Source organism: Reyranella sp. (genome assembly GCF_030651995.1).
GTDB lineage: Bacteria > Pseudomonadota > Alphaproteobacteria > Reyranellales > Reyranellaceae > Reyranella.
Genome location: NZ_JAUSBN010000067.1, coordinates 78,065 through 104,576 on the forward strand (window position 1 = coordinate 78,065; position 26,512 = coordinate 104,576).

General features: G+C 66.5%; 24 protein-coding genes and 1 tRNA gene. 19 read left to right on the forward strand and 6 right to left on the reverse strand.

The annotated features are described in order from the left end of the window. Positions 1–34 precede the first annotated feature (34 nt). The 8 genes from Q7V45_RS20815 to Q7V45_RS20850 all read left to right on the forward strand — a co-directional run bounded on the left by Q7V45_RS20815 (position 35) and on the right by Q7V45_RS20850 (position 8,600). Positions 35–1,558: an ABC transporter substrate-binding protein gene (locus Q7V45_RS20815; protein WP_304855629.1), complete on the forward strand. Its 1,524-nt coding sequence runs from the start codon at positions 35–37 to the stop codon at positions 1,556–1,558. A 38-nt stretch (positions 1,559–1,596) separates the two neighbouring features. After that, entirely contained in the window at positions 1,597–2,550 is a 954-nt protein-coding gene (locus tag Q7V45_RS20820; protein ID WP_304855630.1) for an ABC transporter permease, read from the forward strand. Beyond that, a complete protein-coding gene (locus Q7V45_RS20825; protein ID WP_304855633.1) occupies positions 2,531–3,394 on the forward strand; it encodes an ABC transporter permease in 864 nt (287 codons plus the stop codon). Before Q7V45_RS20820 ends, Q7V45_RS20825 begins: the two co-directional genes overlap by 20 nt. 14 nt (positions 3,395–3,408) lie before the next feature. Further along, positions 3,409–4,395: an ABC transporter ATP-binding protein gene (locus tag Q7V45_RS20830; RefSeq protein ID WP_370692638.1), complete on the forward strand. Its 987-nt coding sequence runs from the start codon at positions 3,409–3,411 to the stop codon at positions 4,393–4,395. Continuing rightward, positions 4,392–5,351 carry an ABC transporter ATP-binding protein gene (locus Q7V45_RS20835; RefSeq protein ID WP_304855637.1) on the forward strand — a complete coding sequence of 320 codons (960 nt, stop codon included), beginning with the start codon at positions 4,392–4,394 and terminating at the stop codon, positions 5,349–5,351. Before Q7V45_RS20830 ends, Q7V45_RS20835 begins: the two co-directional genes overlap by 4 nt. Positions 5,352–5,624: 273 nt before the next feature. Continuing rightward, positions 5,625–6,728 (forward strand): FtsX-like permease family protein, encoded by a 1,104-nt coding sequence (locus tag Q7V45_RS20840; protein ID WP_304855639.1) that lies wholly within the window; start codon positions 5,625–5,627, stop codon positions 6,726–6,728. Positions 6,729–6,795: 67 nt separating this feature from the next. Then, positions 6,796–7,434 carry an ABC transporter ATP-binding protein gene (locus Q7V45_RS20845; protein ID WP_304855642.1) on the forward strand — a complete coding sequence of 213 codons (639 nt, stop codon included), beginning with the start codon at positions 6,796–6,798 and terminating at the stop codon, positions 7,432–7,434. Then, on the forward strand, positions 7,434–8,600 hold the full coding sequence (locus Q7V45_RS20850) for an HlyD family secretion protein (RefSeq protein WP_304855644.1): 1,167 nt from the start codon (positions 7,434–7,436) through the stop codon (positions 8,598–8,600). The genes Q7V45_RS20845 and Q7V45_RS20850 overlap by 1 nt, the downstream gene beginning before the upstream one ends. A gap of 161 nt (positions 8,601–8,761) precedes the next feature. Here Q7V45_RS20850 and Q7V45_RS20855 read toward each other — a convergent pair. After that, a tRNA-Pro gene (locus Q7V45_RS20855) sits at positions 8,762–8,838 on the reverse strand. Between the two features lie 136 nt (positions 8,839–8,974). Here Q7V45_RS20855 and Q7V45_RS20860 point away from each other — a divergent pair. Then, positions 8,975–9,781 carry an aspartate dehydrogenase gene (locus tag Q7V45_RS20860; RefSeq protein WP_304855646.1) on the forward strand — a complete coding sequence of 269 codons (807 nt, stop codon included), beginning with the start codon at positions 8,975–8,977 and terminating at the stop codon, positions 9,779–9,781. A 3-nt stretch (positions 9,782–9,784) separates the two neighbouring features. Here the strand turns inward: Q7V45_RS20860 and Q7V45_RS20865 are convergent, their stop codons facing one another. Both Q7V45_RS20865 and glpD read right to left on the reverse strand, forming a co-directional pair. Then, positions 9,785–10,381, reverse strand: a complete 597-nt coding sequence (locus tag Q7V45_RS20865) for a Spy/CpxP family protein refolding chaperone (protein ID WP_304855647.1) — start codon at positions 10,379–10,381, stop codon at positions 9,785–9,787. A 77-nt stretch (positions 10,382–10,458) separates the two neighbouring features. After that, positions 10,459–11,997 carry a glycerol-3-phosphate dehydrogenase gene (glpD, locus tag Q7V45_RS20870; protein ID WP_304855649.1) on the reverse strand — a complete coding sequence of 513 codons (1,539 nt, stop codon included), beginning with the start codon at positions 11,995–11,997 and terminating at the stop codon, positions 10,459–10,461. A gap of 52 nt (positions 11,998–12,049) precedes the next feature. Here glpD and Q7V45_RS20875 point away from each other — a divergent pair, with 52 nt between their 5' ends. From Q7V45_RS20875 to Q7V45_RS20900, 6 genes are all read left to right on the forward strand, one after another. Continuing rightward, positions 12,050–12,328, forward strand: a complete 279-nt coding sequence (locus tag Q7V45_RS20875) for a hypothetical protein (protein ID WP_304855651.1) — start codon at positions 12,050–12,052, stop codon at positions 12,326–12,328. Positions 12,329–12,443: 115 nt separating this feature from the next. Beyond that, a complete protein-coding gene (locus tag Q7V45_RS20880) occupies positions 12,444–13,343 on the forward strand; it encodes a glycine--tRNA ligase subunit alpha (RefSeq protein ID WP_304855653.1) in 900 nt (299 codons plus the stop codon). A 1-nt stretch (position 13,344) separates the two neighbouring features. Next, positions 13,345–15,396, forward strand: a complete 2,052-nt coding sequence (glyS, locus tag Q7V45_RS20885; protein WP_304855657.1) for a glycine--tRNA ligase subunit beta — start codon at positions 13,345–13,347, stop codon at positions 15,394–15,396. A gap of 2 nt (positions 15,397–15,398) precedes the next feature. Then, positions 15,399–18,074 carry a pyruvate, phosphate dikinase gene (gene ppdK / locus Q7V45_RS20890; RefSeq protein WP_304855659.1) on the forward strand — a complete coding sequence of 892 codons (2,676 nt, stop codon included), beginning with the start codon at positions 15,399–15,401 and terminating at the stop codon, positions 18,072–18,074. Then, positions 18,071–19,006, forward strand: a complete 936-nt coding sequence (locus Q7V45_RS20895) for an ArgK/MeaB family GTPase (protein ID WP_304855662.1) — start codon at positions 18,071–18,073, stop codon at positions 19,004–19,006. The genes ppdK and Q7V45_RS20895 overlap by 4 nt, the downstream gene beginning before the upstream one ends. After that, the gene (locus Q7V45_RS20900; RefSeq protein ID WP_304855665.1) at positions 19,003–19,428 is read left to right on the forward strand and encodes an HIT family protein; all 426 of its coding nucleotides are present in this window, start codon (positions 19,003–19,005) and stop codon (positions 19,426–19,428) included. Before Q7V45_RS20895 ends, Q7V45_RS20900 begins: the two co-directional genes overlap by 4 nt. On the opposite strand, the gene Q7V45_RS20905 is transcribed toward Q7V45_RS20900, so the two are convergent. Continuing rightward, positions 19,425–20,384: a LysR family transcriptional regulator gene (locus Q7V45_RS20905; RefSeq protein WP_304855666.1), complete on the reverse strand. Its 960-nt coding sequence runs from the start codon at positions 20,382–20,384 to the stop codon at positions 19,425–19,427. The genes Q7V45_RS20900 and Q7V45_RS20905 overlap by 4 nt on opposite strands. A gap of 229 nt (positions 20,385–20,613) precedes the next feature. Here Q7V45_RS20905 and Q7V45_RS20910 point away from each other — a divergent pair, with 229 nt between their 5' ends. From Q7V45_RS20910 to Q7V45_RS20925, 4 genes are all read left to right on the forward strand, one after another. Then, positions 20,614–21,909: a hypothetical protein gene (locus Q7V45_RS20910; protein ID WP_304855669.1), complete on the forward strand. Its 1,296-nt coding sequence runs from the start codon at positions 20,614–20,616 to the stop codon at positions 21,907–21,909. A 1-nt stretch (position 21,910) separates the two neighbouring features. After that, the gene (locus Q7V45_RS20915) at positions 21,911–22,528 is read left to right on the forward strand and encodes a GNAT family N-acetyltransferase (protein ID WP_304855672.1); all 618 of its coding nucleotides are present in this window, start codon (positions 21,911–21,913) and stop codon (positions 22,526–22,528) included. A gap of 14 nt (positions 22,529–22,542) precedes the next feature. Next, positions 22,543–23,109 carry a GNAT family N-acetyltransferase gene (locus Q7V45_RS20920; RefSeq protein ID WP_304855675.1) on the forward strand — a complete coding sequence of 189 codons (567 nt, stop codon included), beginning with the start codon at positions 22,543–22,545 and terminating at the stop codon, positions 23,107–23,109. Between the two features lie 143 nt (positions 23,110–23,252). Beyond that, positions 23,253–23,516 (forward strand): hypothetical protein, encoded by a 264-nt coding sequence (locus Q7V45_RS20925; protein WP_304855678.1) that lies wholly within the window; start codon positions 23,253–23,255, stop codon positions 23,514–23,516. 228 nt (positions 23,517–23,744) lie between these two features. Here the strand turns inward: Q7V45_RS20925 and Q7V45_RS20930 are convergent, their stop codons facing one another. Both Q7V45_RS20930 and Q7V45_RS20935 read right to left on the reverse strand, forming a co-directional pair. After that, complete coding sequence (locus Q7V45_RS20930) at positions 23,745–25,550, reverse strand: gamma-glutamyltransferase family protein (RefSeq protein ID WP_304855681.1); 1,806 nt, start codon at positions 25,548–25,550, stop codon at positions 23,745–23,747. Positions 25,551–25,600: 50 nt separating this feature from the next. Beyond that, the gene (locus Q7V45_RS20935) at positions 25,601–26,491 is read right to left on the reverse strand and encodes a folate-binding protein YgfZ (RefSeq protein ID WP_304855684.1); all 891 of its coding nucleotides are present in this window, start codon (positions 26,489–26,491) and stop codon (positions 25,601–25,603) included. Between the last annotated feature and the right edge of the window lie 21 nt (positions 26,492–26,512).

The window sequence follows — 26,512 nt, forward strand, 5'->3', positions numbered from 1 at the left end:
GCCGGTCAACGGCGCGATCCATGGGAGGGCCTGAATGGCACTGTTTTCACGCAGATTTGGTCTGGTGGCGGCGCTCGCCGTCGGTTTCTCGGCTCCAGCCCTTGCACAGGCACCGGTGCGCGGTGGTGCCCTGACGATCGGGGTCGAGAGCGACTTCGAAGGCTTCGATCCCATCCGGGCCGGCGTCTATTCCAATTCGACGGTCACCGCGGCCTCGCTGTTCTACGAGACGCTGATGCGGCTCGACGACAAGGGCAACCTGCTGCCCGCGCTGGCCCTGTCGATGACGCCCAACGAGGATGGCAGTGTCTGGACGGCCAAGATCCGGCCGAACGTGAAATGGCACGACGGCACGCCGTTCACCGCCCAGGCCGTGGCCGACCATTTCAACCGGCTGCTCGATCCGGCGAACCGCTTTGCCGGCCGCGCCTATCTCGCCATCGAGAAGGTCGAGGCGCCCGACGATCTGACCGCGGTCTTCAAGATGCGCGGGCCGAACGCGGCCCTGCCGCGGACGCTGGCGCAGCCCACCGTCACCACGCTGATCATCCCGGTGAAGATCGCCCAGGAGAAGGGCGCCGACTACAACCGCAATCCCGTCGGCACCGGCCCGTTCGTCTTCAAGGAATGGCGTGCCGCCGACCGGCTGGTCGCGGAGCGCAACCCCAACTACTGGGACAAGGACAAGCCCTACCTCGACCGCGTGACCGTGCGGCCGCTTCCCGATTCCGACGCCCGCTACGCCAGCCTGGTGAAGGGCGACGTCCAGGTGATCTGGGAGGATCGCGCCGAGAACATCGTCAAGGCGAAGAAGGACAAGAACCTGCGCGTGCTACAATGGGTGGGCAGCGGCGCGCTCGTCATTCCGCTCAACACCCAGCGCGAGCCGCTGAACGACAAGCGCGTGCGCCAGGCCGTTTCGATGGCGCTCAACCGCAAGGCCAACGCCGCCGTGCTGACCCAGGGCCTTCGCCCCGTCCATGACGATCCGTACGGGCCGAGCTCGGGCATCGAGTGCAAGGATACCGGCGCGCTGAAGTACGATCCCGAGGCCGCCCGCAAGCTGATCGCGGACTACGGCAAGCCCGTGAAGCTCACCATGACGGTCACTGCCACGCCGCGCGGCCGCGAGGGCGCACAGGTCTTCCAGGCCGACATGAAGAAGGCCGGCATCGACGTCGAGATCAAGCCGGTCGACCAGACGCAGCTGGTGAAGGAGGCGCTCACGCGCGACTTCCAGGTCACCGGCTGGCGCATCATCGACCTGGCCGACGTCGATCCGCAGATGTTCGCCAACTTCCACTCCAAGAGCCCGATCAACTTCTCCGGCTACAACAACGCCGAAGTCGATCGCCTGCTGCTGGTCGGCCGCACCAGCCTCGACGAGAACAAGCGCAAGGCCGCCTACTGCGACCTGATCAAGATCCTGAACGACGACGCGGTGTGGCTGTGGTCGGGCAGCAACATCGACTTCGCCATCACCCGCGCCAACGTGCGCGGCATTCCGGCGCTGCGCGGCGGTGCCGTGCAGGTCGAGAGCGCGTGGTTCGCGAAGTAGATAGAGGCGGAGCCTAGGGTAGCTTAGGGGCGTCGCCGATGCCGTGGCTTGCGCGCCAGTTGGTGCGGCTGGTGGTCGTGCTGTTCTGCGTCACCCTGCTCACCTACATGATCGTGAACATCCTGCCGGGCGACGTGGCGATCGTGATCCTGGGGAACCTTGCGACACCCGAGGACATTGCTGGCCTCCGCGCCGACCTCGGCCTCGACCGGCCGATGCTGGTGCGGTACTTCGACTGGCTCGGCTCGGCGCTCTCGGGCGACCTCGGCCGATCCTACCGCAACGGGGAGCCCGTGGTGCAGGCGATCATCGACCGCCTGCCCGTATCGCTGCAGCTCATGGTGATGGCCCAGGTTGTGGCGCTGGGCATCGCCATCCCGGTGGCGCTGCTCTCGGTGCGGCGGCCCGGCGGCCTCTTCGACCGCATCTCGGCCTCGGCCGCCTTCGGCTTTCTCGCGATGCCCAACTTCATGCTGGGCATCGTGCTGATCTACCTGTTCTCGGTATCCTTCGACCTGCTGCCCGCAACCGGCTTCACGCCGATGTCCGAAGGGCTGTGGGACAATCTCGAATCGATGATCCTGCCGTCGCTGACCCTGGGGCTCATCGAGTGGACGGTTCTGATGCGCGTGCTGCGCTCCGACCTGTTGACCACACTGAAGGAGGATTTCATCCTGCTGGCGCGGGCCAAGGGCCTGCCGCCGTGGCGGGTCCTGTTGCAGCATGCGCTGCGTCCCTCGTCGTTCACCCTGATCACCATTCTCGGCCTCAACATCGGCGGCCTGATCGGCGGCGCGGTGATCGTGGAGCAGATCTTCGCCCTGCCCGGAGTCGGCCGGCTGCTGCTGGGCGGCATCTTCAACCGCGACCTGATCCTCGTGCAGGGCACCGTGGCCTTCATCGCGGTGGGTTTCGTGGTCATCAACTTCCTGGTCGACATGCTCTACGCCGTGCTCGACCCGAGGGTTCGTCATGTCCGCTTCCGCAGCTAAGGGCGCGGTCGTCGCCGCGCCGCGCCCGCGGCGCCGCTGGCACTGGGCGCTCGCCCTGCCGCTGGGCTGGTTGCTGCTGGTGGTGTTCCTCGCGATTACCGCCGACTGGATCGGGCTGCCCGATCCGTCGGCGCAGGAACTGATCCTGCGCCGCAAGCCGCCCTCCGCCGAATTCCTGCTGGGCACCGACAATCTCGGGCGCGACATGCTCTCGCGCGTGATCTACGGCGCCCGCACTTCGCTGATCGTCGGCATCTGCGCGCCGATCCTCGGCTTCCTCGTCGGCGGCGCGATCGGCATGAGTGCCGGGTATTTCCGCGGCAAGGTCGACATGCTGGCGGTCGGCTTCATCGACATCCTGCTGGCCTTCCCGTCGCTGGTGCTGGCGCTCACCTTCACCGCCTATCTCGGGCAGAGCCTGTTCAACGTCACCCTGGCACTGGGCATCCTGTCGATCCCGGCGGCCGCGCGCGTGGCGCGGGCCAACACGCTGGCCTGGGCAAACCGCGACTTCGTGCTGGCCGCCCGCACCATCGGCGCCAGCGACTGGCGCATCCTGACGCGCGAAATCCTGCCCAACCTCCTGCCGCCCATGTTCGCCTTCTGGCTGGTGGCGATCAGCGTGATCATAGTGGCCGAAGGCGCGCTCTCCTTCCTGGGGCTCGGCATCCCGGCGCCGCAGCCGAGCTGGGGCGGCATGATCGCCGACGGGCGCGAGGCGCTCGACGTGGCGCCTCACACCGCGCTGATCCCTGCGGCGGTGATGTTCGCCACCGTCCTGTCGCTCAACTTCGTGGGCGACATGGTGCGCAACATGGTCGATCCGCGGAGGTCGGCGCTGTGAGCGGCCAGCCGAACATGCCGCTCCTGTCGGTGCGCAACGCCCAGGTGAGCTTCTCCACGGCGCGCGGTCCCCTGCGGGCCGTCGACGGCGTGTCGTTCGACCTGCACGAGGGGCGCACGCTCGGCATCGTGGGCGAGTCCGGATCCGGCAAGTCGGTGCTGGTGCGCTCCCTGATCGGTCTGGTGGGCGAGAGTTCGGGTGCCGGCGTGGGCGGGCAGGTCCTGTTCGAGGGGCGCGACCTTCGCAGCCTCTCGCCCCGCGAGTTCCGCAGCGTCCTGGGCACTGAGATCGGCATCGTGTTCCAGGATCCGATGACCTCGCTCAACCCGGTGATGAAGATCGGCCGTCAGATCGGGGAGGGGCTGCGCCTGAACCGCGGGCTGGATTCAAAGGCGGCCGCGCGCCGCGCCGTCGAGCTGCTGAACGAAGTCGGCATCCCCGAGCCGGAACGCCGGGCGCAGCAGTATCCGCACGAAATGTCGGGCGGCATGCGCCAGAGGGTGGCCATCGCCATCGCGATCGCCTGCGCGCCCAAGCTCCTGATTGCCGACGAGCCGACCACGGCGCTCGATGTGACGGTTCAGCGCCAGATCCTGGACCTGCTGCAGGGCGAGCAGCGCCAGCGCGGCATGGCGATGATCCTGATCACCCACGATCTCGGCGTGGCTGCCGGCCGGAGCGACGACATCATGGTCATGTATGCCGGCCGCGCGGTGGAAACCGCGGCGACCCGCGAGATCTTCCGCTCGCCGCGCATGCCCTATACCGAGGCGCTCCTGCGCTCGCTGCCGCGGCTCTCCGATGCCACCCACACGCGGCTCAGCGCCATTCCCGGCCGGCCGCCCGACCTGGCGCGGCGCAGCGGCGGCTGCTCATTCGCTCCCCGCTGCACCTATCGTACGGACCACTGCGACGCCGAGCAGCCGCCGCTGACGATGGTCGGCGGACGCGGCTATGCCTGTTTCCATCCGAGGGGCGTGGAGCCGGGAGGGGCCGCATGAGCGATCTCCTCGCCATACGGAACCTCGTGGTCGAATACCCGGTTGGGGGCGGCCGCCACGTTCATGCGGTGAGTGACGTCACGCTGTCGGTGAAGCAGGGCGAGACCCTGGGACTGGTCGGCGAGTCGGGCTCGGGCAAGTCCTCGCTGGCGCGCGCGCTGCTGCAATTGCCGCCGCCCAAGGCCGGCGCCGTCGTGTTCGACGGCCAGGATCTCACGCAGATGCGCGGCCAGGCGCTGCGAGCCATGCGGCCGCGCCTGCAGATGATCTTCCAGGACCCGATCGCCTCGCTCAATCCGCGCCGCAAGGTCGCCGAGATCATCGCCGAGCCGCTGATCGTGTCGGGCGTGTCCGATGCCGCCGAGCGCACCCGTCGCGTCCGCGCCGTGATGGAAGCGGTCGGCCTCGATCCCGACCTCGTCTGGAACAGGAGGCCGCACGAATTCTCCGGCGGCCAGTGCCAGCGCATCGCCATCGCGCGCGCCCTCGTGCTCGAGCCCAGCCTGATCGTGTGCGACGAGCCGGTCTCGGCGCTCGACGTCTCGATCCGCGCCCAGATCGTCAATCTGCTCGAGGACATGAAGGCGCGTTTCGGGCTCACGCTCCTGTTCATCGCGCACGATCTCGCGGTGGTGAAGTCGGTGTCGGACCGGGTCGCCGTCATGTATCTCGGCAGGCTCTGCGAGGTGGCCGATTCGGACTCGCTGTTCGCGACGCCGGCGCATCCCTACACGGCGGCGTTGATGGCCGCGATTCCGGTGCCCGATCCGGACGTGCCGCTGGGAGACACGAAACTGAAGCCCGGTGACCCGCCGTCGCCGCTCGACCCGCCCTCGGGTTGCCGTTTCCGCACGCGCTGCCCGCATGCGCAGCCGCGCTGCACGGACGAGGTGCCGCCGCTCCGCCAGATCGCGCCCGGCCGCGAGGTCGCCTGTCATTTCCCGCTGACGGCGTGAAAACGAAAACGGCGCGCATTGCTGCGCGCCGCTCGTCTCACCGATTGGTCGGAGCGAGAGGATTCGAACCTGCAGCTCCTGCCGGCTGGCTCTCGGCCGTTGCAGTTTCCTGGCTTCAACGGAACTGCTGTGTCGCAATTCCGCCGAATAACGTTTCGCGAAGTGATCCAAACTGGTCAACCGCGTCTATTACTGCAGAGACCGCTGAAAGTCTCAAACAGTGCAAAGCCAAGTATGCTGCGGATTGCCCTAAAGATGCTGTTCGGAGACCCGATGAAGCTTATCGGTCTGGTCTTTGGAATTTCCTTTTCGACCCTGCTGATGTCGCAGCAGGGAGGCTTTTTCATTGGACTGATTTCGCGTGCTGCCAATGTCATATCGGATGCTCGCGAAGCGACGATTTGGGTCATGGATCCCCAAACCGAAACCGTCGAAGGCCCGACCAACATGCGCGCGACGGAACTCCTTCGGGTGCGCGGTGTAGAGGGGGTTCTGTGGGCCGTACCATTGGTGAGGGCCTCGGGCGCGATACGGACCGCAGAGGGACGGTCGACCACTGCGTCGTTTATCGGCGTCGACGATGCGAGCCTGGTCGGCATGACAGGCCGTTTCATCGCCGGTGCACCGGAGGACCTGCGTAGCCCAGACGCGATCGCTATCGACCAGCTTGGCTTTGCGCGCTTGTGGCCAGGAGAACCGCTTGCAACCGGCAAGGTGCTCGAGGTTAACGATCGCCGCGCCGTGATCGCCGCGATCACCGACGCCGCCCCCGGATTCGCGGCGCCGGTCGTCGTATACACCCGCCTGTCCCAAGCCCTGGTCTACGTTCCGGGTGGCCGCAATACATTGTCCTTCGTGTTGGTTCGCAACGTGCCGGAAAGCGATGCCGCAACGGTGGCCCGGCGGATCTCCGAGACCACCGGATTGCGCGCCCTGACTTCGCAGGCGTTTGAGCGAGCTACTATCGACTACGTGCTCGCCAATACCGGAATCGCCTTCTCCTTCGGCGTGGTCATCGCTCTCGGTGCCGTCGTCGGCATCCTGGTGTGCGGGCTTACCTTCACGCTTTTCGTCAACGACAACATTCGGCAGTTTGCCGTGCTGAAGGCGATCGGCGTTTCGAATGGCAGGATTCTGGGTATGGTTGCGAGCCAGGCCATCGTGGTGGCCTTCATCGGCTATTCGATCGGCATCTGGCTGTCTTCGGCTTTTTTCGATGGGGTCAACCAACCGCTGTCCGACCTCAAGGGGTTTTGGCTGCCTTGGCAGGTCGCGGCGCTGTCCGCCGCCGCGGTACTGGCGATCGTCCTCCTCGCCACCGTGGTGAGTCTGCGGCGTGTTTTCGCGCTCGATCCCGCCATCACCTTCCGGGGCTGAGATCTTGAGTGCGGTGGTCGCCCGGGGAATTTGCAAGCGCTTCGGCCGGGGAGCGACGAGCGAAATCGTGCTCAACCGTACGGACTTCGATGCCCGTGCAGGAGAGATGACGTTCCTCGTCGGGCCTTCGGGGTGCGGCAAGACCACGTTGATCTCCATCCTGTCCGCGATGCTGCGTGCCGACGAGGGAGACGCGACCGTTTTCGGCGCGGACCTCAAGACTCTCAGCGGCCGGGCGCTCAGCCGGTTCCGCGGCGAGACCGTGGGTTTCGTCTTCCAGCAGTTCAATTTGCTGCCTGCGCTCGACGCTGCCGAGAACGCGGCGGTCCCCCTGATCGTGCATGGCATGGCCACGGGCCGTGCCCGCCGCCGGGCGAGCGAACTGCTCGATCGGCTGGGGCTCGCCGAGAGCCTGAAGAAGTTTCCCCACGAGCTTTCGGGCGGCCAGCAGCAGCGGGTGGCGATCGCGCGCGCGCTGGTCCACGATCCGAAGCTCATCGTCTGCGACGAGCCGACCGCCTCGCTCGACGGCGCCTCGGGACATGCCGTGATGAACATCCTGCGCACCCTGGCCGTGCGGCCCGATCGTGCGGCGATCATCGTCACCCACGACGACCGGATTTTCCAGTTTGCGGACCGGATTGCCTTCATGGCCGATGGTAGGGTTGTCCGGACCGAGAAGCGCCCCTTCGAAGAGATGCATTGATGGCCGCCCGCTCCCGTCTCCTCATGTACGGCCTGCCGGCGCTTGCCGGTGTCGCCCTCGTCGCCGCGCTGGCATCGATCGTGAACTCCAATACCCCGGCCGCGACAGTCGCGCCCCGCAGCATGCCGCCGACGGCGCGGGCGGAGGGACCTTCCACCGCAGCCTCGCCTTCACTGCCATCGACCGCCACCGCGCCGGCGGTCATTGGCGCGCTCGGCACGGTCGAACCCGCCAACCGTGAAGTCTCGGTGGCGACCCGGTTTCCCGGCGTGGTCACGGAAGTGCAGGTGATCGACGGCAGCAAGGTGAAGGCGGGAGATGTGCTCTTTGTCATCGATTCCGCGCTGCCGGCCGTCACCGTGGTCCAGCGCCAACGCGATCTCAGCGTCGCCGAAGCGCGCCTCGCCCAGACCCGGCAGCGGGCGGCCGTACTCGCCGCGGACGTCGCGGTCGCACGTGGCATCGCGGTCTCGGCGGAGGCCGATTTGGACGAAGCCAACGATCTCGTCCGGATCGCCGATCGGCTGCAGAGCGGGTCGTCGATCACCGAACGCGAGATGGTACGTCGGCGGAACCTGCTGCGTGTTGCCGAGGGGCGCGTCGCCGAGGTCAAGGCCCGGCTGACACGCGCCGAGGCCGAGTTCGCGCTTGTAGATCCCCAGAACAGCGGCCCGACCCTTCTTATCGAGGAGGCGGCCGTCGCTCAGGCGAAAGCGGCACTGGTTTTTGCCGAAGCCGAACTCGATCAACGCACCGTAAGGGCGCCGTCGGACGGAACGGTCCTTGCGGTAAACATCCGCCCGGGCGAATTCGCGGCCATCGGCGGATCGCCACCGCCAATTCTGCTGGGCCGGCTCGATCCTCTCCACGTGCGGGTCGATATCGACGAAGCCGATGTCCCGCGATTTGCGTCGGGCGCCGAAGCCGTCGGTCTGCCCCGCGGCGCGCCGGAGCGACGGATCGCCTTGCGCTATGTGCGCGCCGAGCCTTTGGTGAAGCCCAAACGAACCCTCTCAGGATTGAGTAGTGACCGCGTCGATACGCGGGTGCTGCAGGTCGTCTATTCCGTCAATCCGCCCGTCGATGGCCTGCGCCCGGGTCAGGTGATCGACGTTTTCATCGAGGTCGCGTCCGGGCACGCACCGGTCGCCCCGGTACGACGCTAAGGGCTTGTTGTAGAAACGTGGCGAAGATCGAGGGTCTGGGCGTCGTCGTCACCGATATCGCCATCCTGCCGAAGATGTAGCGGCACGCCGAAACGAAAACGGCGGACCCGAAGGTCCGCCGTTCTCTCGTAACCGATGCCCTTGGCATCGGCCTCGCCGATTGGTCGGAGCGAGAGGATTCGAACCTCCGGCCCCTAGCTCCCGAAGCTAGTGCTCTACCAGGCTGAGCTACGCTCCGTCAGGATTTGCGGACTCCGGCCCGCGGCGAGGCCGGGGTTATAGCCGCCACCCCGGTGGGTCGCAAGGGGCGAGCCTGCCCGCTATAGTCGCCGCCTGATTCGGGTCCAGGGGGATAGATGGCGAAGGAAAAGCGGTTGAAAATCGCACTGATCGGCTACGGCGCCATCAGCCAGATGCTGTTCGACGTGTTTCGCGAAAAGAAGCCGCCGATCGACATCGTGGGTGTTCTGGTGCGCCAGGGCAGGGTCGCAGCCACCCAGAAGAAGCTCGGCAAGAAGGTCGCGGTCGTCGATGACCTGAAAGCGCTGCTGAAGCTCAAGCCCGAAATCGTGGTCGAGGCCGCCAGCCAGCAGGCGGTGCGCGACTGGGGCGAGACCATCCTGAAGAAGGGCATCGACTTCATGGTGATCGCCACCGGCGCCTACGGCGACCCGGCGCTGTGGAAGAAGCACGTGAAGGCGGCGGAGAAGAGCGGGGCACGCCTGCGGCTGCCGGCGGGCGCCATCGCCGGCCTGGACGGGCTGCTCGCCATGCGGCTCGGCAAGCTGGAGCGGGTGAAATACATTTCGATCAAGCCGCCGCATGCCTGGACGGGCACGCCGGCCGAGACCGAGTTCGACCTGCCGTCGATCAAGGAACCGACCGTGATCTTCCGCGGCTCGCCCGCCGATGCGGGCCGGCTCTACCCGAAGAACGCCAATCTGGCGGTGACGGTGGCGCTGTGCGGCGCCGGTCTCGACAAGACGGAGATCGAACTCGTGGCCGATCCGACCCTGCCGCCCGGCACCAATGCGAGCAAGCTGGAGGTCGTCTCCGATTCAGGCGAGCTGAAGCTCGAACGGCTCGGCCGGGCGATGCCGGACAATCCCAAGACCGGCGTGCTCACCGCCCTCACCATGGCGGACGACCTGATGAAGATCGTCCGCCACAGCGACTGGTAGGCGTCAGCGCGGGCCGGGGCCGCCCATACCCATGCCCATGCGCGCGTGCGCGTGGTGGGCGACGCCGTGCCGAGGACGGTCGAGAAGGGCCTTCTGCTCGGGCGTCAGGACGGCGACCAGGGTGGTGAGCGAGGGCTTGACCGCCTCGATCGTGGCGATGCGGGCCTTCATCGCGTCCTCTTCCATCGTGAGGCGCTCGAGGTAAGTCGGGCGCTCCTTCATCTCGGCCGGCAGGGTCTGGCAGCGGGCCATCGACTTGGTGCTGGCCTCGTCGGCTGCCTTCTCGAAGGCGGTCCAGGCGGTCATCTGGTCGGGCTTCAGTTCGAGCCGGGCCTTGAGGTAGGCGCGATCGCCGATGCGGCGGGCGGCCATGTCGAGGCACATCGACTTCGGTGAGAAGCTGCGCTCGACGCGTGCGGCCCCTCGCTCGCCGGGGGTGCGCTCGCCCCGCGCGGCTGGAGAGGGCGGGCTCGGCGGGGTGGCCTGCGCGAGCTCGACCATGTCGTTCTCGAACAGGTCGAAGGCCGAGGCAGGGGCGGTGAACGCAAGGCCCGCCGCCAGGACGAGAGCGGTGGGCAGGAACAGGGAACGGATCGACATCGGAAACCTCGCCATAGAAGGGGTGGTTCCCGAGGTACGGACCGAGGACGCCGAGCGTGCCCGGCCCGGAGGTTAAGTTATGTAAAGTTGAGTCGCTGCTCTGCCAGCCAGCGCGCGAATGCTTCGCGTTCTTCCGCCGTCATGTGCAGCCCTTCCTTGGTCCTGCGCCACAGCACGTCCTCGGCGTCGACGGCCCATTCGTCGCGCACCAGATGGCGCACCTCGACCTCATAGAGGGAGCCGCCGAAATGGCGGCCGAGATCGGCCACGGTCGTCACGTTCTCCAGCAGGTCGTCGAGACCCGAGCCATGGCGCCGGGCGAGGATTCGCACCAACTCCTTCGGCAGGCCGGGCTTGGTGGCGACCGCGCCCTCCACGAACCTGTCGAACGCCTCTTCGAAGGTCGGCGCGTCGGCCATTTCGCCGTCGTAGACCGCGCGGCCGTCGGTCCAGGGACCGCCCATGCGCGGGAAATAGGGCTGCAGGTCGTTGAGCGCATGTTCCGCCAGCCGGCGGTAGGTCGTGATCTTGCCCCCGAAGACAGAAAGGACTGGGGCCTTGCCCTGCGGGGAGCCGTCGACCTCGAGGTGGTAGTCTCGGGTCACCTTCGAGGGATTGTCGTCGCCGTCGTCGAACAGCGGGCGGACACCCGAATAGGTCCAGACCACGTCCTCGGGCCGAACGGGCCTGGCCATGTACCGGCTGGCGAGGTCGCAGAGATAGGCGATTTCTTCCGGCGAGCAGACCGGATGCTCGCCTTCCTCGACCGCGATGTCGGTGGTGCCGATCAGCGAGAATTCGCGTTCGTAGGGGATGACGAACACGATCCGGTTGTCGCTGTTCTGCAGGATGAAGGCGTGGTCGCCGTCGTAGAGCTTCGGCACGACGATGTGGCTGCCCTTTACGAGGCGCACGCGCTTGGGCGTCTTGATCTCGGTCTGATCGTCGAGAAAGTGCTTCACCCAGGGGCCGGCGGCGTTCACGAGGGCGCGTGCCTTGAGGTGCACGGGCACGCCGCCGGGGCCTTCGAGCTCGATGTGCCAAAGCTTTCCGTCGTCGCTGCGGCGGGCCGACACGCAGCGATGCCGGGCATAGATCGCGGCTCCCATCTCGCGGGCCGACTTCAGGTTGGAGATCACCAGGCGCGCGTCGTCGACCCAGGCGTCGGAATAGACGAAGCCCTTCTGGAAGCCGGGCTTCAGGCCGGCCCCGAACTTCGACTTGGGCAGGTCGACCTGGATCGACTTGGGCAGGGTCATGTGCCAGTCGAGATGGTCGTAGAGCCAGAGGCCGAGCCGCAGCATCCAGCGTGGCCGCAGGTGCGGCTCGTAGGGCAACACGAAGCGCAGCGGCCAGGAGAGATGCGGCGCCTTGGCCAGCAGCACCTCGCGCTCCTGCAGCGCCTCGCGGACCAGGCGGAACTCGTAGGTTTCCAGGTAGCGCAGGCCGCCGTGGATGAGCTTGGTCGACTTCGAGGAGGTCGCGCTGGCGAAATCGTTCATTTCGCAGAGACCGACGGTGAGCGCCCGCCCCGCCGCGTCGCAGGCGATGCCCGCCCCATTGATGCCGCCCCCGACCACGAACAGGTCGAGCGGCCGATCCTCCGTCACACTCATCGCCTACCTATAGCCCGCTTGACCGGCTTCTGCAGGAACCGCACAAGGCCGCATGGGATTCCTGCTCAAGATTGCGCTGTTCGGCCTTGCCCTCTACGGCGTTTACAGGAGTTTCCGGTACTGGAAGGGTCTTTTCGACCGTTTCACCGGCAACGACCTGCCGCAGCGTCCGCCGCCGCCTCCGCCGGCCCCCGCGCGACCCGAGCCGCCGCCCGTCGCGCCGCCTCGCAAGCCCGTGGTGATCGAGGATACCGTCCAGTGTGCCGGCTGCGGTGCCTATATTCCGGCCACTGCTGAAAAATGCGGCCAATGCGGTCGTCCCCGGCCATAAGGCCGCAGCGCGCCACCAGCCTTGACCGGCTGGGGGGTGGAACCTATTTTGCCGCACCGCAAAAACGGCCATAAGTTGCGGAAATACAAGGCCTTTAGAGCTTCGGGGAATACCGGTGTCGAACCCCTCAGCAGCGCGCGGGAAACCGACGTGCTTCCAGGAACTCATCCTGACCCTGCAGGATTATTGGGCGGCGCAGGGCTGCCTGATCCTCCAGCCCTTCGACATGGAGATGGGCGCCGGTACTTTCCACACCGCGACGACCCTGCGGGCGCTCGGCCCGAAGCCCTGGTACGCGGCCTATGTGCAGCCGTCCCGCCGCCCGACCGACGGGCGCTATGGCAACAATCCGAACCGCCTGCAGCACTATTACCAGTTCCAGGCCATCCTGAAGCCGTCCCCGCCCGACATCCTCGAACGGTATCTGGGGTCGCTCCAGGCGATCGGCATCGACACGACGTTGCACGACATCCGTTTCGTCGAGGACGACTGGGAGAGCCCGACCCTGGGCGCCTGGGGCCTGGGCTGGGAAGTCTGGTGCGACGGCATGGAAATCACGCAGTTCACCTACTTCCAGCAGGTGGGCGGCATCGAGGTCGACCTGGTGGCGGGCGAGATCACCTACGGCCTCGAGCGGCTGGCCATGTACCTGTTCGACAAGAAGTCGGTCTACGAGCTGCCGTACAACCGCGCCGATTCCGACGTGCCGCTGACCTATGGCGACGTGTTCCTGCAGAACGAGCGGGAGCAGTCGGCCTACAATTTCGAGCATGCCGACACCGAGATGCTGTTCCGCCACTTCGCCGACGCCGAGAAGGAATGCGGCCGGCTGGTCGAGAAGAAGCTGCCGCTGCCGGCTTATGAGCAGTGCATCAAGGCGAGCCACTCGTTCAACCTGCTCGACGCCCGCGGCGTGATCAGCGTCACCGAGCGGCAGAGCTACATCCTGCGCGTCCGCAACCTCGCCAAGGCCTGCTGCGAGACGTGGCTGGCAACGCAGAAGAAAGCTGCTTGAGATGGCCGAGCTTCTTCTCGAGATCCTGAGCGAAGAGATTCCGGCGCGCATGCAGGCGCGCGCGGCCGAGGACCTCAAGCGGCTGGTCTGCGACGGGCTGAAGGGCGCGGGCATCGGCTTCGAGACGGCGCGCGCCTATGTGACGCCGCGGCGGCTGGCGCTGGTGGTCGAAGGCATCCCGGCGGTGCGCGACGATGTCAGCGAGGAAAAGCGCGGCCCGCGTGTCGGCGCCCCCGACCAGGCGGTGCAGGGCTTCCTGAAGGGGGCGGGCCTCGCCTCGCTCGACCAGGCGGAGAAGCGCGACACCGGCAAGGGCGAGTTCTGGTTCGCCGTCATCACCAAGAAGGGCGGTCCGACCGCCGATGCACTGCCGCTGGTGATCGATGCGGCGATGAAGGCGCTGCCCTGGCCCAAGTCGATGAAATGGGGCAGCGGCACCATGCAGTGGGTGCGCCCGCTGCAGGGCGTCGTCGCCCTGTTCGACGGCAAGGTGCTGAAGGGTGAGGTGTCGCCCGGCGGCGCCATGGCGCCGGTCGTGTTCGGCGATACGATGCGCGGCCATCGCTTCCTGAGCAAAGGCGAGTTCGCTGTCACGAACTTCGCTGACTACGAGGCAAAGCTGCGCGCCGCGCACGTGATCCTCGATGCGGCAGAGCGCCGGAAGGTCATCCTCGAGGGGGCGCGCCAGCTTTGCGGCGACGCCCAGGTCACGCTGCGTGACGACGAAGGCCTGGTGGACGAAGTGACGGGCCTGGTCGAATGGCCGGTCCCGCTGATCGGTACCATCGATGCGCAGTTCATGGACGTGCCGGCCGAAGTGCTGATCGTGTCGATGAAGGTTCATCTGCGCCATTTCACGACGACCAAGGCCGACGGCGCCTTGGCCAACCGCTTCGTCGTGGTCGCCAACAACGTGGCGCGGGACGGCGGCAAGGTGATCGTCGAGGGCAACGAGCGCGTGCTGCGGGCGCGGTTGAGCGACGCCAAGTTCTTCTGGGACCAGGACCGCAAGACGACCCTGGAAAGCCGTCTGCCGGCCCTGAAGCAGGTCGTGTTCCACGCCAAGCTCGGCACCCAGGCCGAGCGGGTCGAGCGCATCGTGGCTCTGGCCGGTGAGATCGCGAAAGTCCTCCCCGGGGCCCAGGCCGCCGACGTCGAACAGGCCGCGCGTCTCTGCAAGGCCGATCTGGTCACCGGCATGGTGGGTGAGTTCCCGGAGCTGCAGGGCGTGATGGGCCGCTACTATGCGCTCGGCGAGAAATTGCCGGCGTCGGTAGCCGATGCGATCGGCGACCATTACACGCCGGCCGGTCCCAACGACCGCTGCCCGACGGCGCCGGTGTCGATCGCCGTCGCGCTGGCCGACAAGCTCGATGCGCTGACGTCGTTCTGGTCGATCGGCGAGAAGCCCACCGGTTCGCGCGATCCCTTCGCGCTGCGCCGCGCGGCGCTCGGCGTCATCCGCATCGTGGTCGAAAACAAGCTGCGTCTGCCGCTCAAGCCGTTCCTCAAGGCCGACGACCTGCTCGCCTTCTTCGCCGAGCGCCTCAAGGTTCAGATGCGCGAGAAGGGCGTGCGCCACGACGTGGTCGACGCCGTCGTCTCGCTGGGCGGCGAGGACGATCTCGTCCGGCTGCTCGCCCGGGTCGAGGCGCTCCAGGCCTTCCTCGGCACCGAGGCCGGGCGGAACCTGCTCACCGCCTATGGCCGCGCGGCCAACATCGTTCGCGCCGAGGAGAAGAAGGACAAGGGGCTCGCCGCGAAGATTGCCGGCATTCCCGATGCGGCTCTGCTGGAACAAGTGGAGGAGAAAAGCGTTGCTTCCGCCTTGGACCAGGTGGCGCGCGCGGTGAAGCCGGCGCTCGCCGCCGAGGATTTCGCGGGCGCAATGGCTGCGTTCGCGGGCCTGCGCGGGCCGATCGACGCCCTGTTCGACAAAGTCACGGTCAACGTGACGGACAGGCCGGAGGTTCGCCTGAACAGGCTGAAACTGCTCAACCAGATTCGTGCCACCATGGATTCGGTGGCCGACTTTTCGAAGATCGAGGGCTAAGAATGGCCAAGTGGGTCTACAGTTTCGGGGACGGCAAGGCCGAGGGCCGCGCCGACATGCGCAACCTGCTGGGGGGCAAGGGCGCCAACCTGGCCGAGATGTCGAGCCTCGGCCTGCCGGTGCCGCCGGGTTTCACGATCTCCACCGAGGTCTGCACCTACTTCTACGACAACAAGAAGACCTATCCGCCCGAACTGAAGGACGAGCTCGAGAAGGCGCTCGTCGAGGTAGAGAAGGTCGTCGGCATCAAGTTCGGCGACGCCGCCAATCCGCTGCTGGTCTCGGTCCGCTCGGGCGCCCGCGCCTCGATGCCGGGCATGATGGACACGGTGCTGAACCTCGGCCTCAACGACAAGACGGTGCTGGGCCTCGCCAAGTCGTCGGGCGACGAGCGCTTCGCCTGGGACAGCTACCGCCGTTTCATCCAGATGTACTCCAACGTCGTGCTCGACGTCGGCCATCACTATTTCGAGGAGGCGCTCGAGATCAAGAAAGAGGATCTCGGCGTCTCGATGGACACCGACCTCAAGGCCGACGATTGGCGCGCGATCGTGGCCGACTACAAGAAGCTGGTCGAGAAGCGCACCGGCAAGCCATTTCCCCAGGAGCCGCGTGAGCAGCTCTGGGGCGCCGTCGGCGCGGTGTTCGATTCGTGGATGAACCAGCGCGCGATCACCTACCGTCGCCTGCACGCGATCCCCGAGAGCTGGGGCACGGCTGTCAACGTCCAGGCCATGGTGTTCGGCAACATGGGCGAGGATTGCGCCACCGGCGTCGCCTTCACGCGCGATCCCTCGACGGGCACCAACCTGTTCTATGGCGAGTATCTCGTGAACGCACAGGGCGAGGACGTGGTCGCCGGCATCCGCACGCCGCAGCACCTCACCGTACAGGGAAAGCTCGCCCAGAAGTCCGATGCGCCGGCCATGGAAGAGGTCATGCCGGAAGTGTTCAAGCAGCTCGACAGCGTGCGCCAGCGGCTCGAGCAGCACTATCACGACATGCAGGACATCGAGTTCACGGTCCAGCGCGGCAAGCTCTACATGCTGCAGACGCGCAACGGCAAACGCACCGCCAAGGCCGCGCTCAAGATTGCCGTCGACATGGTGCACGAGGGGCTGATCGACAAGCGTGAGGCCGTCGCACGCATCGTGCCGGCCTCGCTCGACCAGCTCCTGCATCCGACGCTCGATCCCAAGGCCCCCCGCAAGGTGATCGCCAAGGGTCTGCCGGCGTCGCCGGGTGCGGCTTCGGGCAAGGTCGTGTTCACCGCCGACGATGCCGAGAAGCAGGCGCGCGCGGGGGAAAAGGTGATCCTGGTCCGCCGCGAGACCAGCCCCGAGGACATCCATGGCATGCACGCCGCGGAGGGCATTCTGACCTCGACCGGCGGCATGACCAGCCACGCCGCCGTGGTCGCGCGCGGCATGGGCAAGCCCTGCGTCGCGGGCGCCGGCGACGTGCGCATCGACGCGAAGGCCCGCACACTCAGCGTGCGCGGGACGGTCGTGAAGACCGGCGACACGATCACGCTCGACGGCAGCACCGGCGAGATCATTCTCGGCGTCGTGCCGACCGTGCAGCCCGAGCTCAGCGGCGATTTCTCCCAGCTCATGGAATGGGCCGACGAGTTCCGCAAGCTCGGCATTCGCACCAACGCCGAGACACCGACCGATGCGGCGCAGGCGCGCAAGTTCGGCGCCGAGGGCATCGGCCTCTGCCGCACCGAGCACATGTTCTTCGACGGCGACCGGATCGTGGCGGTGCGCGAGATGATCCTGGCCGACGACGAGAAGAGCCGGCGCGCGGCACTGGCCAAGATCCAGCCGATGCAGCGCCAGGATTTCGTCGAGCTGTTCGAGATCATGGCGGGCCTCCCCGTCACCATCCGCCTGCTCGATCCCCCGCTGCACGAATTCCTGCCGAAGACGGCAGCGGAGATGGAGGTCGTGGCCAGGGACCTCGGGGTCGACGCGAAGGAGATCGAGGAGCGCGCCAACAAGCTGCATGAGTTCAACCCCATGCTCGGACATCGCGGCGTGCGTCTCGGCATCTCCTATCCGGAAATCTACGAGATGCAGGCCCGCGCCATCTTCGAGGCCGTGGCGGAAGTCCAGAAGAAGGCCGGCAAGACCGTCATCCCGGAAATCATGATCCCGCTGGTCGCGACCAAGAAGGAACTGGACCTGATGAAGGTCGTGATCGACCAGGTCGCCGAGGAAGTGAGCAGCTCGTCGGGCGAGAAGCTCGAGTATCTGGTCGGCACCATGATCGAGCTGCCGCGCGCGGCGCTGCGCGCCGGCGACATCGCCGAAACCGCGGAGTTCTTCTCCTTCGGCACCAACGACCTGACGCAGACCACGTTCGGCCTCAGCCGCGACGACTCGGCCTCGTTCCTCGAGAAGTACCAGCAGCGCGGGATCTTCGAGCACGACCCGTTCGCCTCGCTCGACATCGAGGGCGTGGGCGAACTGATCGAGATCGCGACGGTGCGCGGCCGCAAGGTCCGCAACAGCCTGAAGCTCGGCATCTGCGGCGAGCATGGCGGCGATCCGGCCTCGGTGTTCTTCTGCCACAAGGCCGGCCTCGATTACGTCTCGTGCTCCCCCTACCGCGTGCCGATCGCGCGATTGGCGGCGGCGCAGGCGGCGCTGGGCGGCCCGCTCAAGACCGAATGACGCTGGCGGCGCTCCGCATCGAAGGCAAGCGGGCGCTGGCCGCCGCCCTTGCCGGCCTGGAGCGTGATCCCGAAAGCGAAGCCTCGCAGGCGCTGTTGGACGCCGCGTGGCGCGAGCCGCGCGCCCATGTCGTGGGCGTCACCGGTCCGCCGGGTGTCGGCAAATCCTCCCTGTGTGCGGCCCTGGTCGCGGCGTGGCGTCGATCGGGCAAGACCGTCGGCGTGATTGCCGTCGATCCCTCTTCGAGGACCAGCGGAGGCGCGCTTCTCGGCGACCGCGTGCGCATCGTCCATGACGGGGCGGATGAGGGCAGTTTCGTGCGCTCGATGGCCGCCCGCGATCGCCTGGGCGGGCTCGCCGACCAGACGGTGGCCGCGATGGTCGTCATGCGGGCGCTGTTCGACCGTGTGCTGATCGAGACGGTGGGCGTGGGCCAGTCCGAGACGGACGTGGCGGGGGTGGCCGACACGGTCGTCTTCTGCGTGCAGCCGGGTTCCGGCGATTCCCTGCAGTTCATGAAGGCAGGCATCGTCGAGATCCCACACCTGGTCGTCGTCACCAAGGCCGACATGGGCGCCGCGGCCGAACGGGCACGGGCCGACGTGGCCGGGGCCTTGTCGCTTGCCACCGCGGGCGATGCCGGCGACTGGCCCGTGAAGGTCCTGGCCGTTTCCTCGCGCAGCGCCACCGGAATCGACGGGCTGGTGGCGGCCCTGGAGGCGCATCGCGAGTATCTGGCAGGGGACGGTCGGCTGGCCGTGGCGCGCCATCGCCAGGGCGAGGGCTGGGTCGTTCAGTCGCTGCGTGACCGGTTCGGCCGCGACGGCATTGCCAGACTGGGCCGGCTGGGCTTGGATCTTGCCCTCGCGCCCGGCGCGCAGCCCTTTCAGCGGCTGCGTGAGCTCGGCACCGTTCTGGAGAGACCGCTATGAGCCATCCGATCGACGGCACCTGCATCTTCTGCAAGATCGTCGCGGGCGAGTTGCCATGCTTCAAGCTGCTCGAGGACGAGGCGACCATCGCCTTCATGGACATCAACCCGGTCAATCCCGGCCATGCGCTGGCGGTCGCCAAGGGCCACTGGCCGACCGTCGACGTCATTCCGCCCGACATACTGGCCGCCGTGGCCAAGACCGCCCAGCGCGTGGCCAAGGCAGCGATGAGCGTGTTGAAGCCCAGCGGCGTGAACCTGCTGCAGTCCAATGGAGTAGGGGCGGGCCAGAGCGTGCCGCATCTCCATGTTCACATCCTGCCGCGGTTTCCGGGCGACAAGGTCCGGCTCAACTGGGCCTATACGCCGGGCGACAAGGCCGAGATCGAGGCGATCTGCAACAGATTGAAGGTCGCCCTCTAGGCGGCCGCCATCGACCTGCTGCGCGGCGTCGTGGAGAACCACTCGCGCTCGTCGTGGCGGAACTGGTCGCGCACATAGTCGATCACGGTGCGGATGCGTGCGCCCTTGTTGGTCTCCTCGTGGCTGACCAGCCAGATGTCGCGGACGATCTTGAGATCGATCGGCGCCGCCACCAGGTTCGACGACTTGGCGATATAATCGGGGAAAACCGAGATTCCGTAGCCGGTCTGCACCGCTTCCATGGCGGCGTAGGAGGAGTTGGTGCGCAGGACCACCGACGTGCTGCGCTCGACCACTTCGCTCCACGGCTTCATGGCCGGCAGGCTGTGAAGTGTCGTGTGGTCGACGATATGGTGGTCGCGCATGTCCTCGAGCTTTTGCGGCAATCCGTATTGCTCGATGTAGGAGGGCGCCGCAAAAATCGACATGTTGACCTGGCCGACACGGGCGGCGACCAGTTGGTTCGACGTCGGACGGAAGAAGCGGATGGCCAGATCGGCCTGGCGGGTGGCGAGGTCGAGGACCTGATCGCCGGCAATCACCTGGACGATGATGTCGGGATGGCTACGGCGCAGGACACCTAGCCGAGGCACCAGCCAGTGTGCGGCGATGCCTTCGGTTGCGGCGATGCGAACGATTCCCGCCATCTCGCGGTCGAGGCCGGCCAAGTGCCTTTCGATTGCCGTGGCGTTCGACATCATCGATTCGGCCTGCACGAGCACGCCGCGGGCGGCTGGAGTCACTTCCATGCCATGACGGTGGCGGTCGAACAGTTTGGCGCCCAGACGGCGCTCCAGCGCCTGGATGCGGCGACCGACGGTCGTCTGCTTGGTGTTCAACTGGGTGGCCGCGGCACTGAAGCTTCCGGTTTTTGCAACCGCGAGGAAGAAACGCACGTCGTCCCAGTCGCCGAGAATGTTCGGCACCTTGTTCTTGCGAGGAGGGATCGTGACCATGGTGACAATCGATACAATAAGAGTTGCGCTCACGCATATCTGACGCGAGCCTCGTACTTTACCGTACACGATTATCGGTGAAATGTCGTTTTCCGTCTTGTTTTTGGGGGATAGGCCGCTCCTCGGACCGCGACGGACCCTTCGGCACCTCCAGTTCACGTATTCGCGGCTCAATTTTTCGGTTGTATGTAACGGGATTGACGCTCGCAACGAGACAGGAGTGCTGCCCGTGGCCGCTATCGGCTCTGACGGAAAATCAACGCCAGCCGGCGTTCGCGGCCGCAAAATCAGCCGCTATTTGCGCAGTCCTTCGACGCGCATGGCCGCCTTTGGCGGACTTTTAACATACGTGAGCTATGCGTACGCGCACAGCAGTTGGGCTAACCCCGTCCTGATCTGCGTGTCAATCTTCGTTGGGGTATTCCTGCCGAGCTACGCCAAGCTCAGTAACAAGGCCGAACTGTGGGCGAACAACCAGTTCGGCTTCGTCACGGCCGGTCGGCTTGGGCGGTTCATCCCACAGTTGGCGTTCAACCTGGTGATGTTCTGGCTGATGTTATGGGGGGGTGCGCTCAACCATCTCGGGATGGCGTCCGTCGGCGGCATAGCCGGCGCAGCGCTCGTCACGACCCTGGCGTCGCAGGGAACGCAGTACCTCGGCGGCTTCCTCGTCGCGCGGGGCGTGGGCGACGCCAACCGCAACACGTTGGTCGGGCTCCTGGTCAACGTCACCCTGGCGGCCTTGGGCACTGCAGGTGTTCCGGGTGCCCGCGAGGGCTTCCTCTTCCTGGGTTTCGGCCTCGGCGGGACGCTCTTCCTGGTCGGCCTGTTGTCGGACCTGCGGTCCGTTGCGGCACCCAAGGGCGGCATCGGTCTCTATTTCGGTACGTTCAATCCATTCCACAACACCCACCTTTCGATCATCCAGGCGGCGATCGAGGAGCGCGGGCTCGACAAGGTCATCATTCATCCGGTGCTGGTTCCCAAGCTGCACGTCGATGCATTCCGAAAGGGCGAGCTTCGGGTCGGCCACCTGAAGGACGGTTTCCAGGTCTACGAGAAGACCGACAAGGCCGATTCCAACGTCGACTACTTCCCGACCGGGAACGTCTTCCTGCCACCGGAAACGCGCGTGGCGCTGATCGAACTGGCGCTGGCCGAAGCCGGTATGGCCGACAAGGTCGAGGTCGCCGTCTACTCCGAGACCTACTACGCCAAGGGTTTCCAGGGCGTGATCGCCGAGATCAGGCGACGCCATCCGGCAGTACGGCTTCACACGCTCCACGGCACGGATTTCGGCGGGATGCTGGTGCGGCAGATCTGCGACGAGTGCGGCTGGATCTACCCCTGGTGCATCCTGCGCCGCGACAAGATCTCGGCCACCGCGATCCGGCGCGGGGCCAAAGGCATGACGCCGCCGATCGTCACCGATGTGCTGGCGCAGATTTCACGAAATCTTCCGATCGTTTCAGCCGGAGGGCGACAGTTTCGGAATGACAATGGCGTTTTGACTGAAGGGGACTGAGATGACTGAACAGGAGACGGTGGGTCCGAGCAACCGGCCCGAGATCACGATCAAGCTCGCATCGACTTCGGACGAGATGATGCAATGCTTCATGCTGCGCGCCGCCGTGTTCATGGGCGAGCAGGAGTGCCCATACTGGGAGGAATACGATGGCAACGACTACACGGCCAGCCACCTGATCCTGTACGTCGACGGCGAGCCGGCCGCCTCGATCCGCGTGCGCTGGTTCTCGGGCTTCGCCAAGCTGGAGCGTGCCATCATCCTGAAGCGCTACCGGTCGTACGGTCTGTTCCTGCCGTTCGTGCGATGGGCCAAGGAATTCTGCCGCAAGAAAGGCTACCCCAAGGCCTACCTCCATGGTCAGAAGCGGCTTTGGCCGATCTTCGAAAAGGACGGCTTCCGCAAGGTCGACGACACGGTCTTCCACTTTTCCGACCATGAGTACGGCGCATTCGCGTGCGATCTCGAGGTCGGCCCGGACGCCCCGACCGTGCTGACCGATCCGATGGTGCTGAACCGTCCGGAGGACAAGCTGGACATGCCGGGCATCCTGGAAGACTCGATGGAGCGGGGTGCGTCCTGTCCGCATGCGGAATGGACCGAGCGGCGCGCGAGCTGAGGGGAGTGGGACACATGAGCACCAACACACGTTCGATCGGCGGCCAGGCCGTCACCATCAAGCTGGCCATGAAGATGGAAGACTCCCTTCAGGCCTTCGCGGTTCGCGCCGCCTGTTTCATCGGCGAGCAGGATGTGCCGTACTCGGAGGAATTCGACGGCCACGACTTTGGCGCCACCCACATCATCGCCTACCTGGGCGACGAGCCGGCGGGCGCGGTGCGCCTGCGCTGGTTCCAGTCCTTCGCCATGCCGGAGCGGCTGGCGGTGATGAAGCGCTTCCGCGGCAACGACATCGGCCAGCTCCTCATCGATCGCTGCGCCAAGATCGCCGAGAGCCGCGGCTGCAGGATGCTCTACACGCAGGCCCTGCCGCAGGACATCAAGTACTGGGAAAGGCACGGTTGGCGCCGCCTCGAAGCCGACGATACCGGCAAGGGACCCAAGCGCGTCGTGGCTATGGTTCGGGCCGTCGATCCGAGCAAGCCGTTGCCCGCGACCGAGACACCCGAGTCGGTGACGCTGCGCAAGGAGCCGCAGGTCGATCCGTCAGGCCTGCCGGTCGGTGCCGATCGCACCTGAACCGGATAGGCCCCCACAAAGGTCGGAAGAACCTCGTGCCGGATTGCCCTCGCTTGGCACCGCTTTTGCGGTAGGCTTGGGTAACCGGCGATCGGCCGGGAGCGGGAGAGACGTTCCACGCGCAAGGCGTCAGGCGGGTACAAATGACGGATGTCTTCGAGATCATCGTCGAACCGAATACTCGGCGGCAGCGCGGTCGTGCGCCGCTTTCGGAGAAGAAGCGAGCGGCAGCGTTGTTCAGGGTATGGCACAGCGTGAGGGAGATGATCGAGGAGGCCGAGCGTCTGGGCGACGGTGAACTCGTGCACTTCCTGGCGGTGTCCCAGCTCCTTGTCGAGGAGCGTGTCACCATGCTGACCAGCAACGTCGCGGCCTTCGCAACCGTGGATACCTCGCTGCCGCACTGAAGTCCCGAGCGGCCTATTTGTGTCGCGGGTCGAGCGCGTCGCGCAGGCCGCGCATCGGATGCGCATCAAGGATCAGCAGATCGCGCCCTCGAACACAATCTGGCCGCCCACGGCCAGGTCGATACCGTCGACGACTCCATCGTCGGAGGGAAAGTCCACCATCGGTCCGAGCAGTTCCAACAGCGCCCCACTCATCGGTAAGCCGGCGCCAGGTTCATTGATGAGCCTTCATCGGCCGGCCGCGTAACCTTGCATGCCGCGCGGATTGGCGGCGGCCTTGCGCCACGGATCGTCGCGCGTCGCGGCGGTGAGACGGCCTTCGGACCACTCGTCGTTCACCTCGACCTCGTGGCCGCGCTTCTTGAGTTCCGCCACCGTGTCCTTGGGAATGCGCCCCTCCAGCACCAGCACGCCCGGTCGCGCGGTGCGTGGCCAGAAGGAGGAGGGGAAGTGCTCGCTGTGCCAGGCAGGCGCGTCGATCGCCTCCTGCAGGTTCATGTCGCAGTGAACGTGGCGCAGGAAGTGCTGCGTGATCCATTGGTCCTGCTGGTCGCCGCCCGGCGAACCCCAGACCATGTACGGCTTGCCGTCGCGGTGGGCGAGGGTTGGGGTGAGCGTGCTGCGAGGGCGCTTGCCCGGCGCCAGCGAGCCCGGCAGGCCTTCCTCCAGCCAGAACATCTGGCCGCGCGTGCCGAGCGGAAAGCCCAGCTCGGGGATGACGGGCGAGCTCTGCAGCCAGCCGCCCGAGGGCGTGGCCGAGATCATGTTGCCGTCCTTGTCGATGATATCGAAATGCACCGTGTCGCCAGTGGTCTGGCCGACGCGGCCGACGGTCGGCTCGCCGGCGCCGCTCGAGGCCACGCCCAGCCGGGCGCCGTCCGCCCGGCGGAGCTTCACGACACCGCCGAAACCGTCGACCTTGCCGGGCCGCTGCTCCATCGAGGCGTAAGCCGGATCGACCAATTCGCGGCGCTCGGCGTTGTAGGCATCCGACAGCAGGGTCTGCATCGGCACGTCTACGAAGGCGGGATCGCCGTAGAAGGCCTCGCGATCGGCATAGGCCAGCTTCAGGCATTCGACCTGCAGGTGGATGAAATCGGGGCTGGTCGGATCCATGCCGTCGAGGTCGAAGCCCTTGAGCAGGGCGAGCTGCTGCAGGACCACCGGGCCCTGCGTCCAGGTGTGTGCCTTGCAAACGGTGTACCGACCATAATCGTAGGTCAGCGGCGCCTCGACCGTGGCCTGCCACTTGGCCATGTCCTGACCGGTCAGGACGCCCTTGTTGGGCTTGCCGGAGACGTCCATGACCTCCTGGGTGCGGCAGAAATCGTCGATCGCTTCGGCGACGAAGCCCTGGTTCCAGGCCTTTCGCGCCCGCTCGATTTCGGCCTCGCGACCGCCGCCGCCGGCCTCGGCTTCCTTGAGGATACGGGCGTAGGTGTTGCCCAGGGTGACGTTACGGAAGAGAGAGGCAGGCTTCGGCACATCGCCGCCCGGCAGGAACACCGCGGCCGACGTCTTCCAATGGGTGCGGAACTGCTCGGCCACGGTGGCGATGGTCGCCGTCGCGCGCTCGACGATGGCATGGCCGTTCAGCCAGTAGCCGATGGCCGGCGACAGCACGTCGGCCAGGCGCATCGTGCCGTAGTCGCGCAGGACCAGCATGTAGGCGTCGAAGGTGCCCGGAATGCAGGCGGGCAGCAGACCCGTGCCGGGGATGAGGTCGAGGCCCAGTCCCCTGTAATGGGCGATGGTCGCGCCGGCCGGCATCGGTCCCTGGCCGCACACGACCTCGGTCTTGCCTCGGCGCACGTCGTGAAGGATCAGCGGAGCGTCGCCTCCGGGACCGCAGAGGTGCGGTTCGACCACCTGCAGGGTGAAGGCGGTGGCGACGGCCGCGTCGAAGGCATTGCCGCCCCGTTCGAGGATGCCCATGCCGACGGCGGTCGCGATCCAGTGCGTGGAGGTAACGACGCCGAACGTGCCGACGATCTCTGGGCGCGTGGTGAAGGGATTGGGATTGATGAGCTTCACGGTCTTCTCCTCGCGCGAGCGGCGTGGAGCGACTTTAAAGCCCGTAGGCTCTACCCGCCAGAGGTCGCCGGATCCGGCAGGCGCATCCAGGGTGGGGTTTCCGGCAGGAGGCGTGCGCCGCCGGCCGTGAGCGGGGCTCCGTTGCCGCGCACTGCATCGAGCCGCAGCATCGCCAACGCGCGATCGCCCGTGCCGGAGCGCAATTCACCCACTTCCTCGCCGTCGCGATGGACCGGCGTGCCAGGTTCGGGCAGCGCGCCCTCGACCTTGACGGGGAAAAGGCGTTTCTTGATCAGGGCGCGGTACTTGGTGCGTGCCGTCAGCTCCTGGCCCATGTAGCAGCCCTTTTTCCAGTCCACGCCGTTCAGCTCGTCGAAGCCGTTCTCGAGCAGCAGCGCCTTCTCGACCTGAAGATCGCGGCTGCCGTCGGGTACGCCGAGCGGCAGGCGAAGCGCGTCGTAGGACGCAAGGGGCGCTTCGGTGAAGCCGCGGGCCGAAAGAAGCGTCGCGGCCTGTCCCGCCGGGGCGATCACGCGGACGCCCAGCGTCCCCAGTCGTGGATCGTCGAAAGACACCGCTCCTTCGATGCCGAAGGCCTTCGACGTATCGTCGCCGAACGCCGCGGCGACTTCGAGTGCGGCTCCCAGATCCTCGACGGTGACCTTGGAGCGCAGCGTGTACATCTTGAGCTTCTTCGCAAGAGCCGGCGCCCTCTCTCGTTCGGTCTCCAGGTAGAACGTGTCGCTCCCGGACTCGGCCACGAACATGTCGTTCAGGAATCGTCCCTGCGGCGTGAGCAGCGCGGCCCAGATCGCACGATCGGGCGCCACCTTCCTGGTGTCGTTGGAGATCAGCCCTTGCAGGAACTCGACGCGGTCGGGACCCGCAACGGAAATCACACTGCGATGGGGCAGGAGGCTGAAAAAGGATGGCATGGCCATAGAGTTGGGGGCCGCTCCGAC